14 protein-coding genes are annotated in these 13,258 nt (G+C 68.8%); 7 read left to right on the top strand and 7 right to left on the bottom strand.

What is annotated here, in order from left to right; all coding sequences use genetic code 11:
• Positions 1-62: 62 nt before the first annotated feature.
• The 6 genes from ACFVJ3_RS12300 (at position 63) to ACFVJ3_RS12275 (ending at position 4,377) form a co-directional block, all read left to right on the top strand.
• Positions 63-590, top strand: coding sequence for a hypothetical protein (locus ACFVJ3_RS12300; RefSeq protein WP_378452312.1), 528 nt, complete (start codon positions 63-65; stop codon positions 588-590).
• The gene (locus tag ACFVJ3_RS12295; protein WP_378452311.1) at positions 587-1,102 is read left to right on the top strand and encodes a twin-arginine translocation pathway signal; all 516 of its coding nucleotides are present in this window, start codon (positions 587-589) and stop codon (positions 1,100-1,102) included. Before ACFVJ3_RS12300 ends, ACFVJ3_RS12295 begins: the two co-directional genes overlap by 4 nt.
• Positions 1,103-1,113: 11 nt before the next feature.
• Positions 1,114-1,557, top strand: a complete 444-nt coding sequence (locus tag ACFVJ3_RS12290; protein WP_378452310.1) for a hypothetical protein — start codon at positions 1,114-1,116, stop codon at positions 1,555-1,557.
• A 117-nt stretch (positions 1,558-1,674) separates the two neighbouring features.
• Positions 1,675-2,850: an acyl-CoA dehydrogenase family protein gene (locus tag ACFVJ3_RS12285; protein ID WP_378452309.1), complete on the top strand. Its 1,176-nt coding sequence runs from the start codon at positions 1,675-1,677 to the stop codon at positions 2,848-2,850.
• Positions 2,851-2,859: 9 nt separating this feature from the next.
• Complete coding sequence (locus ACFVJ3_RS12280; RefSeq protein WP_378452308.1) at positions 2,860-3,987, top strand: acyl-CoA dehydrogenase family protein; 1,128 nt, start codon at positions 2,860-2,862, stop codon at positions 3,985-3,987.
• A gap of 186 nt (positions 3,988-4,173) precedes the next feature.
• Positions 4,174-4,377 carry a hypothetical protein gene (locus ACFVJ3_RS12275; protein ID WP_005252231.1) on the top strand — a complete coding sequence of 68 codons (204 nt, stop codon included), beginning with the start codon at positions 4,174-4,176 and terminating at the stop codon, positions 4,375-4,377.
• A 7-nt stretch (positions 4,378-4,384) separates the two neighbouring features.
• On the opposite strand, the gene ACFVJ3_RS12270 is transcribed toward ACFVJ3_RS12275, so the two are convergent.
• From ACFVJ3_RS12270 to ACFVJ3_RS12250, 5 genes are read right to left on the bottom strand one after another with little or no spacing between them, the layout of a single operon-like run.
• Positions 4,385-5,545 carry a VWA domain-containing protein gene (locus ACFVJ3_RS12270; protein WP_378452307.1) on the bottom strand — a complete coding sequence of 387 codons (1,161 nt, stop codon included), beginning with the start codon at positions 5,543-5,545 and terminating at the stop codon, positions 4,385-4,387.
• Positions 5,542-7,710 (bottom strand): DUF5682 family protein, encoded by a 2,169-nt coding sequence (locus ACFVJ3_RS12265; protein WP_378452306.1) that lies wholly within the window; start codon positions 7,708-7,710, stop codon positions 5,542-5,544. The genes ACFVJ3_RS12270 and ACFVJ3_RS12265 overlap by 4 nt, the downstream gene beginning before the upstream one ends.
• Complete coding sequence (locus ACFVJ3_RS12260; protein WP_378452305.1) at positions 7,707-8,810, bottom strand: AAA family ATPase; 1,104 nt, start codon at positions 8,808-8,810, stop codon at positions 7,707-7,709. Before ACFVJ3_RS12260 ends, ACFVJ3_RS12265 begins: the two co-directional genes overlap by 4 nt.
• Positions 8,807-10,282, bottom strand: coding sequence for a DUF5691 domain-containing protein (locus tag ACFVJ3_RS12255; protein ID WP_378452304.1), 1,476 nt, complete (start codon positions 10,280-10,282; stop codon positions 8,807-8,809). The genes ACFVJ3_RS12260 and ACFVJ3_RS12255 overlap by 4 nt, the downstream gene beginning before the upstream one ends.
• Complete coding sequence (locus ACFVJ3_RS12250) at positions 10,279-11,607, bottom strand: SWIM zinc finger family protein (protein ID WP_378452303.1); 1,329 nt, start codon at positions 11,605-11,607, stop codon at positions 10,279-10,281. The genes ACFVJ3_RS12255 and ACFVJ3_RS12250 overlap by 4 nt, the downstream gene beginning before the upstream one ends.
• Positions 11,608-11,735: 128 nt before the next feature.
• Between ACFVJ3_RS12250 and ACFVJ3_RS12245 the strand changes: the two genes are divergently transcribed.
• A complete protein-coding gene (locus ACFVJ3_RS12245) occupies positions 11,736-12,251 on the top strand; it encodes an SRPBCC family protein (RefSeq protein ID WP_378452302.1) in 516 nt (171 codons plus the stop codon).
• On the opposite strand, the gene ACFVJ3_RS12240 is transcribed toward ACFVJ3_RS12245, so the two are convergent.
• Both ACFVJ3_RS12240 and ACFVJ3_RS12235 read right to left on the bottom strand, forming a co-directional pair.
• On the bottom strand, positions 12,197-12,625 hold the full coding sequence (locus tag ACFVJ3_RS12240; RefSeq protein WP_378452301.1) for a hypothetical protein: 429 nt from the start codon (positions 12,623-12,625) through the stop codon (positions 12,197-12,199). The two genes, ACFVJ3_RS12245 and ACFVJ3_RS12240, sit on opposite strands and share 55 nt — an antisense overlap.
• Positions 12,626-12,693: 68 nt before the next feature.
• Positions 12,694-13,197 (bottom strand): GNAT family N-acetyltransferase, encoded by a 504-nt coding sequence (locus ACFVJ3_RS12235; RefSeq protein ID WP_378452300.1) that lies wholly within the window; start codon positions 13,195-13,197, stop codon positions 12,694-12,696.
• Positions 13,198-13,258: the final 61 nt, after the last annotated feature.

Below are 13,258 nucleotides of genomic sequence, written 5' to 3'. Positions count from 1 at the left end.
ACTACCCGGTAGCATCTGGCGTGATGCAGGTAACAGAGATACGGCACGACGGAAGGAACCCCATGGCGGAAGAGCCCACCGGTGACGACGCCGATCCCCAGGCCCGGACGCCGGCCGTCAGCGCGGGTGTGGTGGTCCTAGCCGTCCTTGCGCTTGCGTTCCTCGCGGTCAGCGGCTATTTCGGCTACACGCACCGGCAGGCGGAGCAGGAAGCCCAGCAGCGATCCGAGATCCTCGATGCAGCGCGCCAGGGCGTCGTGGATCTGACGACGATGGACTTCGAGCGGGCTGACGAGGACGTGCAGAAGGTGCTCGACGGTTCGGCCGGGGAATTCCGCGACGAATTCGAAGCCCGATCCAAAGATCTCATTGCGGTCATGCAGGAGGCCAAGGTCAAGTCCCAGGGGGAGGTGCGCCAGGCTGCGATCGAGGCGCAGAACGGCGACTCCGCGGACGTGCTCGTCGCGGTCGCGCAGAAGGTGTCCAACGCGGGCGGCGCTGCCGAGGAACCGCGCGGTCAGAGAATGCGCGTGACGATGCAACTCGAGGACGGCACATACAAGATCGTGAAGGCAGGGTTCGTGCAGTGAGTACCGACGCATCGCCGAAATCGCGCAGACTCCTCCTGATCCTGGGCGCGCTCACCGCGGTCGCGGCCGTGCTTGCGGGGGTTCTGTACTTCACGCTCTACCGTCCCGACCAGCGCGTCGACGACACCGTCCGCGCCACCGTCACCGACACCGCGTCGCAGGGGGCGATCGCTCTACTGTCGTACAAGCCGGACACGGTCGAAAACGACGTCGGTGTCGCGAAGGAACGCCTGACAGGGGAGTTCCTCGACTACTACACACAGTTCACGACGGACGTCGTCGTCCCGGCGGCGAAGGAAAGCCGGGTGGCTACCCAGGCGACGGTGGCCGCCTCCGGTCCGGTCGACGTGGCGGCCGACACCGCGACCGTGCTGCTGTTCGTCAACCAGACCACCACCAGTGCGGCGAAACCCGAACCGGCGACGACGGCGACGAGCATCACCGTCGAGCTGGCCAAGTCCGGCGACAACTGGCTGATTTCCGGCTTCGATCCGGTCCAGTCGCACGGGTAGCGTTGGCGCCCATGAGTACTCTTCGAGAGGTCGGCGACCGCGAGTCGTGGCGCTGCTGGCTGTGTGACGAACCGGTGGATCCCGACATGTCGGTCAACGATCCGCGCGGACCCAGCATCGACAGCGTCGTCGCCGCGAAGAAGGCCAAGGCGAAGGGCGGCGTCGAACGCCTCGCTCACCGCGCGTGCAACACCAAGAAGGGTGCCGTCAAACCGGTCGTGCCGTGGCCAGACCGGTTGTTCGTCGTCGATCCCGCCCCGATCATCGGTGTCGTCGAACAACTCGGCCGCAAGGGCGGACGGGTGGCGGTGGCGCGGTGCCCGGGCAAATCGGACGCCGAGGACGCGTCGGAGTGGTTGCTCGACAGGCTGTCCCGTCTCGCACCCGAACTGAACGTCGAGACGCAGATCGACGCCGCCGGTGGCGCCTACCTGCTCGTCCTCCGCACCGCCTGACCCGTGAGTACTTGTTAACCGCGGGCGGTTGACAAGTACTCACGGGCGGCGGAGCCGCACGGGGGAGTACCGTCGGGATCAGAACATGAATCCGACCTCGAGTGCGAAGGAAGTCCGATGAATCTGGCCTTGACCGACGAGGAGCTGGCGTTCCGCGACGAGATGCGAACGTTCTTCACCACACAGATTCCGGCGGAAACCCGCGAGCGGTATGCGCGTGGAGAAGAAGTGGGGAAAGAGGGCTTCATCGAGTCCCAGCGGATTCTGAACGCCAACGGATTGGCGACGCCGCACTGGCCGGTCGAGTGGGGCGGCCGCGACTGGACGCCGGTGCAGAAGCACATCTGGCTCGACGAATTGCAGCTCGCGTCGGTGCCCGAGCCGCTCGCCTTCAACACCAGCATGGTCGGCCCCGTCATCGCGGCATTCGGTTCGCAGGAGCAGAAGGAGAAGTTCCTTCCCGCGACCGCCAACCTCGACATCTGGTGGTGCCAGGGATTCTCCGAACCCGAAGCCGGCTCCGACCTCGCGTCGCTGAAGACCCGCGCCGTCCGCGACGGCGACGACTACGTGATCAACGGCCAGAAGACGTGGACCACTCTCGCGCAGCACGCCGACTGGATCTTCGTCCTCGCTCGCACGAACCCGGACGCCCCCAAGAAGCAGGCCGGCATCTCGTTCATCCTCGTCGACATGAAGACGCCCGGGGTCACGGTGCGTCCGATCAAGCTGATCGACGGCGGCTACGAGGTCAACGAGATCTTCTTCGAGGACGTGCGCGTGCCGGCCGAGAATCTCGTGGGCGAGGAGAACCAGGGCTGGAGCTACGCCAAGTTCCTGCTCGGCAACGAGCGCACCGGTGTGACCCGGCTGGGATTCTCCAAAGTCCGCCTCGCGCAGGCGAAGGAACGCGCCGCGGAGATCTCGGTGGGCGAGGGGACGCTGCTCGACGACCCGCTGTTCGCCGCCCGGATCGCCGAGCTGGAGAACGAGATCATCGCGCTCGAACTCACCCAGCTGCGGGTGGTCGCCAGTTCGGCCGACGGCAAGCCGAACCCGGCGTCGTCGCTGCTGAAGCTGCGCGGGTCCGAACTGCAGCAGGCCACACTCGAACTGCTGACCGACGTCGCCGGACCCGACTCCCTGCCCTTCGCCGCAGGTGACGGCATCTCTTCGCCGCTCTGGGCGCAGCGGACGGCTCCGACCTACCTGAACTACCGCAAGGTTTCCATCTACAGCGGATCGAGCGAAGTGCAGCGCAGCATCATCGCCTCCTCGATCCTCGGATTGTGAGGGCGTGACATGGACTTCGAACTGACCGACGAACAGAAACTGCTGCGCGACACCACTCGTGAACTGCTGGGACGTAGCTACGACGCGGAGAAGCGCAACGCCATCACCGACACCGAGCAGGGGTGGAGCCCGCAGGTGTGGAAGCAACTCGCCGAGGTGGGACTGCTGGGCCTGAGCTTCGACGAGGAAGACGGCGGAATGGGCGCCGGACCTGTCGAGGTCGCGTCGGTGATGACCGAGATCGGCCGGCGCCTCGCGCCCGAACCCGTCCTCGACGCCGTGCTCGTCCCCGGCGGCCTGATCGCTGCGGCCGGCAGCACGGAGCAGCGCCGCAGGATTCTTCCCGACGTGTCGGAGGGCAACCTCCTGCTGGCCTTCGCCGATCGGGAGCCGGGTGTGCGCTGGCCGTCCACCCAGGTGTCCACGACGGCGAAGAAGGACGGCGACGCGTGGACCCTCACGGGTACCAAGAACCCCGTTCCGCACGGTGGCAGCGCGAACACCCTGGTCGTCACGGCTGCACTCCCGGACGGTGGGGTCGGACTGTTCCTCGTCGGCGCCGACGCCAGCGGCTTGACCCGCACCGCCTACGCGACCCACGACGGACTGCGGGCCGCGCAGGTGGAACTGTCGGACACCCCGGCGGAGCCCCTCGGTGAGGGCGGCGACGCGTCGTCGGCGATCGAGAGCGCGCAGATCCGGGCGCAGGCGGCACTGTGCGCGGAGGCCGTCGGCGCGATGGAGGAAGCGCTGCGACTGACCACCGAGTACCTGAAAACCCGCAAGCAGTTCGGTGTCCCGATCGCGAAGTTCCAGACGCTCACGCACCGTGCGGCCGACATGTACGTGCTGCTGGAACTGGCTCGCAGCATGAGTCTCTACGCGACGATGTCGCTGGCCGACGGAACCGTCGATCCGGTGGTCGCCTCCCGCGCCAAGCTGCAGATCGGCCGCTCCGCCCGCACGATCGGGCAGGAAGCGATCCAGATGCACGGCGGCATCGGCATGACGGCCGAGTATCCGGTCGGCCACTACGTGAGCCGGCTGACCGCCATCGAGCACACCCTCGGCGGGTCCGACGACCACCTGCGGGTGCTCGCGTCGGCGACCACCCAGGGAACCATCAGCATCATCTAGCTGCGCCCGTGAGTACTTCTCAACCGCCCGCGGTTAAGAAGTACTCACGGGTCCAGGTCTCGGATTGGTATCGGAAAGAGCGTTTCCGACGTGTCGCACGAGGACCCCAGTGTGACGCGGCTAACGTTCTGCGCGCACACCAGAACTCACGGGGGATGTAAGTAATCTCGGTGAAGGAGCATTGCCATGGGGTCCGGTCCAGTCAAAGCGATCATGTGGAGCCTGCTTTTCGTGGGACTCGTCGGTGCGGGAGTCGGGATCTCCGAACTGCACGTTCCCTGGACGGTCGCATCGCTGATCGTCGCCTCGGTCTCCGGCCTGGTCCTGCTCAGGATCCGCGCCGACGCGCACCCCGAACTGCACAGCGACCGCCGGATGGCTGCCGGCTGACCCCCGGTCACCCCGTCCGGAGACTGTCCGCCCACCTGCCGATGTCGCCGCGTTCGAGTGCGAGCGCCAGCAGTTCCGGGAACTTGTCCGGGGTGCAGGCGAACGCGGGAATGCCGAGCCCGCCCAGGGCCGCCGCGTTGTCGTGATCGAACGACGGGGCGCCGTCGTCGGACAGCGCCAGAAGGACCACCACCTGGACGCCTGCGTTTTTCATCGCCGCCATCCGCCGCAGCATCTCCGCGCGGATCCCACCCTCGTACAGATCCGAGATCAGCACGAACAGCGATTCGGCCGGTCTGTCGATCAGTGACTGGCTGTAAGCGATGGCCCGGTTGATGTCGGTGCCGCCACCGAGTTGCGTGCCGAACAGCACGTCGACGGGATCGGACAGCTTGTCGGTGAGGTCGACGACCGCCGTGTCGAACACGACCAGCGACGTCTTCAGCGCGCGCATCGAGGCGAGCACCGCCCCGAACACGGACGCATACACGACGCTCGACGCCATCGACCCGGACTGGTCGATGGCGAGGACGACGTCGCGGTGCACGGCCTGCGATCGGCGGCCGTATCCGAGCAGTCGCTCCGGCACCACCGTCTTGTACTCGGGGAGGTAGTGCGCGAGGTTGGCGCGGATGGTGCGATTCCAGTCGATGTCGCGGTACTTGGGATTGGTGATGCGGGCCGACCGGTTCAGCGCACCGGTGACGGCGGTCCTGGTCTTCTGCGCGATCCGTTCCTCCACCTTCCGGACCACCTTCTCGACGACCATCCGGGCGGTGGCCTTGCTGGACTCGGGCATCACCCGGTTCAGGCTCAGCAGTGTGCCGACGAGGTGGACGTCCGGTTCGACGGCGTCGAGCAGTTCGGGTTCGAGGAGCAACTGGGTGAGGCCGAGCCGGTCGATGGCGTCCTTCTGCACCACCTGGACGACGCTGCTCGGGAAGTAGGTACGGATGTCGCCGAGCCAGCGCGCGACCTTCGGCGCCGATCCGCCGAGACCCGCGCCGCGACGGCGGCTCTTCGACCCTTCGCTGCTGGTGTCGTACAGGGCGGCCAGAGCGCCGTCCATCGCCGCGTCCGTCTTGGACGTCAGACCGCCGGTGGACTCCTCGGCTGCGTTGCCGAGCAGCAGCCGCCACCGTCTGAGGCGCTCCGCGTCTTCGGTCACGACTTCACCCCCAGAATGTCCGCGACGGTCCGGATCGCGATCGTGCCCCGCCGAGCGTCGACCTCGGCGCGGGCATCGGCGGTGGACCCGCCCTCCACGGACTGTCCAATGGCCCGGCGTTCCCCTGTTTCGAACCCGCCGAACGTGCGGCGCAGCAGTGGCAGCACATCGACGAAGTCCTGTTCGCGCAGCCCCGACACCCATCCGTCGAGCAGTCGCAGCAGCTGCCGGTCGTGGACCAGAAGCAGCCCGCCGCCGCCGAGGAAACCGTCGACCCACCCCGCCTTCGCGGAGGGATCGGCGCCGACGGACAGCGCCCGCGACAGTCGGGTGGCGGACTCGGTTTCGCTGACGGTGCCTGCGTCGCGGAGCAATCGGACCATGCGTCCGATCACGAGGCCGTTCACGTCGCTGCGGTCGACGAGGCCCCCGAGTGTGCCGAGCCACCGCGCCGACGCACGGTCGTCGTCGCGCAGCATCACCGCCGCGTGCACGTCGTCGACGGCGCGGCGCAGGTCGAGTGCGCTGTCGTCGTCCAGCCCCGACATCGCCGAGGGCAGTCCCGCGCAGATGCGGACGAGCAAGCTGTCGGTCACGCGGGTGAGGGACGAGACGTCGGTGCCGCGGACATCGCCGTACCGCAGGGTTCGGGTGAGCGCGGGCAGGGCATCCATCAGGTGCATCACGTCGTGGTCGAGCGTGGCCGCGGTCTCCAGTGCCCGCAACAACTCGGCCAGCGCATCCCCGAGATCCGACAGCAGGGACTGCTCGAGCAGCCCGGTGAGCTGGGCGAGGGAGACGGCGCCGGCCGACGCCTGCTCGCGCACCTTCGCTGTCGCCGCGGCCTCGACGGTGGTGCCCCACAGCGACGCCTCGATGATCGACACCGCCAGTTCGGGTTTCCAGGTGAGGGACCACGTCTCACGGAACGTGCCGGTGCCGCGCACGTCGCTGTCGGCCGGGGTGCCCCAGCCGACACCGAGGATCTGCAACCGGTGCAGCAGCCGGGACCGCGCGACGTCGTTGTCTCTGCGGAGGTCGAGGTCGATGGTCTTCTCGGTGGCCTGCTGCTTGAGCCGCAGAGTCTTCGCCCGCGCCCGCAGGTCGGCGTCGAGGGGAACCGTCGGGGTGTCGTCCGGGACCGCGCCGAGTGCCTCGCCGACGACGAGACGCCGCGTGATCAGGTCGAGCAGGACGTCGTCGCCGTCGCACATCACGGCGCGGGTGGCCTCGGTGACCTCGGAGAGCCCGGCCAGTGGCCGCGCACGCATCGCAGCCAACGTGTCTGCGAGACGGACGGATTCGATGACGTGCGCACTCGACACCGGAAGGTCCTCGTCCCGCAGCACCCGCGCGACCTTCGTGAGCCATCGGGTGATCGTCCGGTCCGGTGCGGTGAACAGGTGGTGATACCAGCCAGGGGAGGTGATCCCGGCGCCGTATCCCGACGCCGCGGACAGCCGGGAGTGCGTCCAGGGCACCCACGTGAGCGAGGTCTTGATCTTGGGTATTCCCTTGAGGATTCGTGCGTCCGCAGTGGCCGGTCCGAGGGGTCCGGCGAGTGCCGGGGCGTGCCACGCGCCGCACACCACCGCGATCCGCTGCGCGCCGCCCTTGATGACCTTCCGCAGCGTCTGGCGCATGTACGCCTCGCGCCTGCTGGTGGGTTCGTCGAGTTCGACCGTGTCCCGGAGGGCGGTCATGGCCTCGGTGATCGCGTCGAACGAGTCGGGCCCCGACCCCGATTCGATGACGGCGTCCCACCAGCGTTCCGTGTCGTCGTAGCCCGCCGCGGCGGCCAACTGGGTCAGTGGATCCTCGGAGCGGGGCTCGGAGTCGTCGGCGGCGAGGGTGTTGGCGGCCGGAAGGTCGCAGAAGCGGACGTCGACGCCGCGCCCGGCCGCCCACGACAGCGCCTGCCACTCCGGGGAGAACACGGCGAACGGCCAGAACGCCGCCGTCCTGGGCTCCCCGGCGGCATACGCGAGCAACGCCACCGGCGGTTCCATGGTGTCGGAGGCGGTCAATGCGACCAGCGGATCGGCGTCCGCGGGCCCTTCGATCAGGACGGCGTCGGGGACGAACTCGTCGAGCGCGCGACGCACCGATCGTGCGGAACCTGGCCCGTGGTGGCGGATGCCGAAGACACGGACGTCGGAGTTCACCCGGTGACCTCGCGGCACGCGCGGTAGAAGTCGGCCCAGTCTTCCCGTTCGCGGACCACGGCCTCGAGGTATTCCGTCCACACCACCTTGTCGGCCACCGGGTCCTTCAGCACGGACCCGAGGATGCCCGCGGCGACGTCGGACGGACGGAGCACCCCGTCACCGAAGTGCGCGGCGAGGGCGAGTCCGCTGGTGACGACGGAGATCGCCTCCGCTGTCGACAGCGTTCCGGACGGCGACTTCAGCTTCGTGCGACCGTCGCCGGTGACGCCCGACCTGAGTTCGCGGAACACGGTGACCACGCGCCGGATCTCGTCGACGGTCGCCGGGACCTCCGGCAGTTCCAGCGAGGACCCGAGTTGCTCGACGCGCCGCGCGACGATGGCGACTTCGTCCTCCTCGTTGGCGGGCAGGGGCAGGACCACCGTGTTGAACCGCCTGCGCAGCGCGGAGGACAGTTCGTTGACCCCGCGGTCGCGGTCGTTTGCGGTGGCGATCAGGTTGAAACCCTTGGCGGCCTGCACCTCGGTGCCCAGTTCGGGGATGGGCAGCGTCTTCTCCGACAGCACGGTGATGAGCGCGTCCTGCACGTCGGCGGGAATGCGGGTGAGTTCTTCGACGCGTGCGATCCGCCCGCCCTGCATGGCCGTCATGACGGGGGACGGAACGAGTGCGCCCGCTGTCGGGCCCTCGGCGAGAAGGCGCGCGTAGTTCCAGCCGTACCGGATGGCCTCCTCCGGCGTCCCCGACGTTCCCTGGACGAGCAGGGTCGACTCGCCGGAGACCGCCGCCGACAGGTGTTCGGACACCCACGTCTTGGCGGTTCCTGGGACGCCGAGCAGAAGCAACGCACGATCGGTCGCCAGCGTCGCGACAGCCACTTCGATGAGCCGGCGGGGACCGACATATTTGGGGGTGATGACGGTGCCGTCGTCGAGTTCGCCGCCGAGCAGGTACATGACGACCGCCCACGGAGACAATTTCCACGACGGTGGCCGGGGCCGGGTGTCGTGCGCGGCGAGGGCGGCGAGTTCGTCGGCGTAGGCCTGCTCGGCGTGGGGTCGTAGCAGGTCGGCCTGGGCGGCCGCGATCTCGGTCACTCGAGCTCCTTCAGGACTGTTCTGCGATGGTCGATGTTGGTGGCGACAGTGGCGAATGCCTGGTGCCAGCCGGGATCGCGGGTGCGTTCGGCGGCCGCTCGGAGAAGCGGCGCCGCCGTGAACGGGAAGTGCGTCTCGGCGCTGCGGAGGGTCGAGTAGTGGCTGTGCCGGGAGAACTGCCCGAGGTCCTTGCCGGTCTCGGCGTGCCGCCCGGCGACGTCCTCGAGGCGAGCGATCACCCGCTCGGCCAGGTCGAGCGGCCAGGGATGGGGCAGACCGTCGAACAGGGCGGCGCCGTCGACGCCCAGCAGGTAGGAGTCGGCGCGACCCGACAGGATGTATGCGAGGCGTTCGCGAGCGGGGACGATCGGTACTACGCGACGTTCGGTCTTCCGCCCTTCCTGGTGCAGCAGAGCCGACGCCCAGCGCGGATTGCGCTGCAGCACGGTGGCGGTGGTCCACGCCTCCATCATCACCTCCCGCCACTGGTCCTCGATCCGGATCTCCAACGCGGTGGAGGCGGAGCCGATCATGCCTTCCCACACCGACAAGGGGGCGGCGGTGACCACCATTCGCAACCACCAGCTACGGATTCCCTTGTTCTTGAAGTGAACGTCCTCGATGCCGTCGCGGCGGGCCGAATCGTCCAGGGAACCGGGCATGTTCACCACGAGGCGGGTGCGCAGCGGCTTCTTCTCCACCCGCACCCATGCCCGGGCGCGAGCGGCCATCCGCTCGGCGTAGGCGGAGTTCGGTAGCTGCCGCAGCAACTGGACGCCCTGCTGGCGCACCTCTTTCCGCCGGTCGTCGAGTGCGTGCTCGAGCAGTGCGGAGTCGGCGTCGCCGAGCCCCGTTCCCAGGACCGCGATGAACGCCGCCCGGTGCTCGCCCCGTTCGGAATCCCAGGTGCGGCTCAATTCGGCCATCGCGATCGCCGGGTTCACCGCCCGCATCGTCGTGAGCCACTGCAGTCGTTCCTGGTGTGCGCCGTGCGTCCACACGTCGGTGCGATCGGACCGACGGACCAGCGGCGACCAGTCCGGGTTCTGCGCGGCGAGCCACTGGCCGCGGGAGCCCACCAGCCGGAGGATGCTCTCGCGGTGGGTGTCGTTCGTGCGGGCCACGGCCATCAGGTCGGCGACGAGATGATCCGGCGCTCGGTAATCCCGCTCGGCCGCGACCGCGAACCACTCGGTGAGCGTCCACGACTTGGCCGCGAGCAACTGCATCAGATGCGACGCGGACGCGGGCGGCAGCTGCAGCCTCGGATCGTCCTCGGCGGGTGCGGGCAGCACGCGAGCGGAGGCGGCGACTCCGCCGTCGTAGTACGCGTTCTCGAGCGCGGCGGCGCCGAGCAGAGTCTCCGCCGGATCACCGCTGAGTGCCTGTGCCAGTTCGCCGGTGGCCAGATCCTGGAACGACGGGGTGGACCGTGCAGTGCCGAGCAGGGCGGCGGACAGGAGTTCGCTCATCGCCGACTCCCCGCCGTCGCGGCCGAGGGCGTGTCTGCCCCGAGCGGGTACACGTCGCCGCGATCGAACACCGATACGGGAACCAGCGATTCGCTGGTCCACTCCCCGAACACGGTGACGGGCCGGCCGCCGGACATTCCGAGGAGCCGCCACAGGACCGGGTCTTCGCCGGACAGCGGCACCGCGCGCCCCTGCGCGTCGACGAGAAACCAGTGCCCGTCGTCAAGTGTCGGGGTGACGCCGGTGAGCAGAGCCGGCCACGAGCGGACCCACGGGTCGGCTCCGACCGCGGCGGCGAAGTGGTCGAGAGCGGTGTCGATGTCGCTCGGTGCGACGGTGGTGAACGGTTCGGGGGCCTGGTGGGCGTCGCCGAACTGTGCCCGGAGCGGTGCGGCGCCGGGGTAGAAGTGCAGGGTCGCGTCGACGAGCGATCCGAGCGGCGGGACCACTGTCGAGAAGTTCGCGGAGCCGTGCGTGAAGTCCAGGAGGATCGCGCGGCGACCGTGGTCGCGGCCGATCAACCACACCTTGCGGGTGAAGAGGCGCTTCTCCTCGGTGGTCTGTATTCCCAGGACCATCCACCGGTCGCGGACTCCCGGCTCGCTGCGCACGCTGTCGGTGGCCACCGGGTATCCCACGTGCGAGCGCACCGACGCCTGCAGGGGTTCCGGTAGTTCGCTCAGACGGCGATGGGCGACGACGAGAAGGTGCAGCCTGGCGTACTCGCGGAGCAGCCGGTCCGGCCAGTCGGCTCGGGTGGCCACGACGATCGGCAGGCGACGCAGGGCGGACGCGACGCCGGGCGCCTGCGCGTCGACCATGCGGGCCGCGATGGCGTCGAACGCGGATGCCGAGATGTCGGCTGCGCCGAGCCCGCCGCGGATCTGGTCGGTGAGCCACAGGTCGAGTTCGTCGAGGCCCGCCGTCACCCGCTCGGCCCGGCGTTCGGTGGCCTTCGCACCGGTCGTCTTGATGGCCGCAGTCGCCGGCGCGGCTGCCCGCCCCGCCCTGCGGTTCAGCCAGTCCACCGCGAACGGGGGCGGTTCGGACTGATCCGGGACGCGGCCCCGCGACCAGATCAGCAGCAGGCCGAGCGCGTGTTTGCAGGGAAATTTCCGGCTCGGGCACGAGCAGTTGTACGCCGGGCCGGAGAGGTCGACGACCGATCGATAGGGGGTCTTGCCGCTGCCCTGGCACAGTCCCCAGAGCGCGCCGCCGTTGCTGCCGGTCGCCGACCACGCGGCCGACAGCCTTTCGGCGGCAGCGAGCGAGCCGGCATCGGGGGCGACCGATGCGACCTGTCCCTCCGGCCAAGGCGACGTCACTCCGCCACCGTAGGGGAGTTGTCCGACAGGAAGGGAGGAGGGTGCCCGGAATTGTCGGCCAACTTCGGTGTGGACGACGGCCTCCCGTGTCAAGCTGTCGTCAGGTACGACAGCGAGGGAGTGGGCCGGTGATACACGGAAGGTATTTCGAGTTCAAGGGTCGTCCCGCCGTGCGGTTCCGGTGCACGTACCCGTTTCCCGTCCAGAGGCTGTGGGAGGCGGTGTCCGAGCCGGACGAGCTCGCGCACTGGTTTCCGTCACGGGTTCGCATCGACACGTACGCCGGTGGCGACATCGAGTTCTTCCCGGAACCGCACGGTGACCCCGAGACGGGGACGGTCCTCGTCTACGGCGGCCCGTACACGCTCGCGTTCACGTGGGGCGGGGACGAGATCCACTTCGAGGTCGAGCCGACCGCGGAAGGGTGCGCCCTGACGCTCGTCAACGTCCTCGAGGTCCGCAATACGGCGGCCAGGAACGCCGCCGGGTGGAGTGTCTGCCTCGCCGACCTCGACCGGCACCTCGACGGCTCCGGCGCGCCGGGTCACCGTGGAGATGCGTCCGCGGACTGGCGGCCGTTCTATCAGACCTATTTGGGGGAGGGGATGCCGTCCGGCGCGCAGATCCCCGGGGAGTCCGCCTGACCGTGGCCGGCGGCGGTCCGGCGTCGAGGGCGTTCGAACAGGCTCTCCACGTCCGACGCCGGCTCGTCCGGTTCCTCGACCGCGATGTTCCGGCCGGTTCTCAGCCACCCGTTCCGCAACGAAGATGTCAACCAGTTGTCCAGCGCGGCTTGGGTTTCGAACTTCAGCACGATCACGCAGACATCGGAGGTGCTGCTCTCCTTCAGCCATCCTCCGCCGAGGAATGCGGGAAACAGCCGGGCGAGGCCGAGTCCGGTCTGGATCCAGTCGGCGAACTCCTCGTCGCAGCCGGGAAGGACCCGGCGGACGATGGTCGTCGTGACAGACGCATCCACAGGCCCGCCTGTTCCGGCGCCGTCGGCCGCGTGCTCCATCGTTTCCTACCTCGGTTCCCGCTCACCCCCATGACACGTGCCACCTCAAACTACCAGCGGATACGACGTCACAGGTCGTAGAAGGGTGCGGCGTACCTGAACGTGCCGGTGATGCTCGGATCCCAGCGTGCAAGCGGGCGGACCTGGAAGTGGGACGACCACGACGGCTGGTCCGGCTCGATCCCGACCGACGTTCCGGAGACGAAGCCGAATCGCGGGTAGTAGTCGAGGTGACCGAGCAGTGCCACCAGTGGTTCGTCCCTGGCATCGGCACCGCCGAGCGCGGCGTGCATCAGTGCCGAACCCACGCCGTCGCGCTGGAGGCCGGGGAGTACTCCGATCGGGCCGAGCGCGAGTACGTCCGTGGAGTCGACGGTCGCGCGGGTCAGGCACACGTGGCCGGCGACGGACCCCGCCAGTTCGGCGACGAGGGACAGCTGCGGAATCCACGAGTCGCTCGACCGCAACCGGGTCACGAGGTCGACCTCGACGGGAGTGTCGCCGTCGAAGGCCTGCCGGTGCACCTCCGCCACCGCGTCGATGTCGGCCGGATTCTCGCGTCTGATCAGCATGCGGACAGAGTGCATCGACGGGCCCGCGGCCGCAACGGATTTCTGACGGCGCCCGTTGTCC

The organism is Rhodococcus sp. NPDC127593, assembly GCF_042671975.1.
Taxonomy (GTDB): domain Bacteria; phylum Actinomycetota; class Actinomycetes; order Mycobacteriales; family Mycobacteriaceae; genus Rhodococcus_F.
Note: the sequence above shows the minus strand (reverse complement) of the source record. Positions and strands in the feature narration are given on the sequence as shown.

Bases quoted from the DNA above. Each gene is read 5' to 3' on its own strand.
- ACFVJ3_RS12255 (WP_378452304.1), bottom strand. From the start codon at position 10,282: ATGAGCGAACTCCTGTCCGCCGCCCTGCTCGGCACTGCACGGTCCACC.
- ACFVJ3_RS12300 (WP_378452312.1), top strand. From the start codon at position 63: ATGGCGGAAGAGCCCACCGGTGACGACGCCGATCCCCAGGCCCGGACG.
- ACFVJ3_RS12275 (WP_005252231.1), top strand. From the start codon at position 4,174: ATGGGGTCCGGTCCAGTCAAAGCGATCATGTGGAGCCTGCTTTTCGTG.
- ACFVJ3_RS12240 (WP_378452301.1), bottom strand. From the start codon at position 12,625: ATGGAGCACGCGGCCGACGGCGCCGGAACAGGCGGGCCTGTGGATGCG.
- ACFVJ3_RS12290 (WP_378452310.1), top strand. From the start codon at position 1,114: ATGAGTACTCTTCGAGAGGTCGGCGACCGCGAGTCGTGGCGCTGCTGG.
- ACFVJ3_RS12235 (WP_378452300.1), bottom strand. From the start codon at position 13,197: ATGCTGATCAGACGCGAGAATCCGGCCGACATCGACGCGGTGGCGGAG.
- ACFVJ3_RS12280 (WP_378452308.1), top strand. From the start codon at position 2,860: ATGGACTTCGAACTGACCGACGAACAGAAACTGCTGCGCGACACCACT.
- ACFVJ3_RS12285 (WP_378452309.1), top strand. From the start codon at position 1,675: ATGAATCTGGCCTTGACCGACGAGGAGCTGGCGTTCCGCGACGAGATG.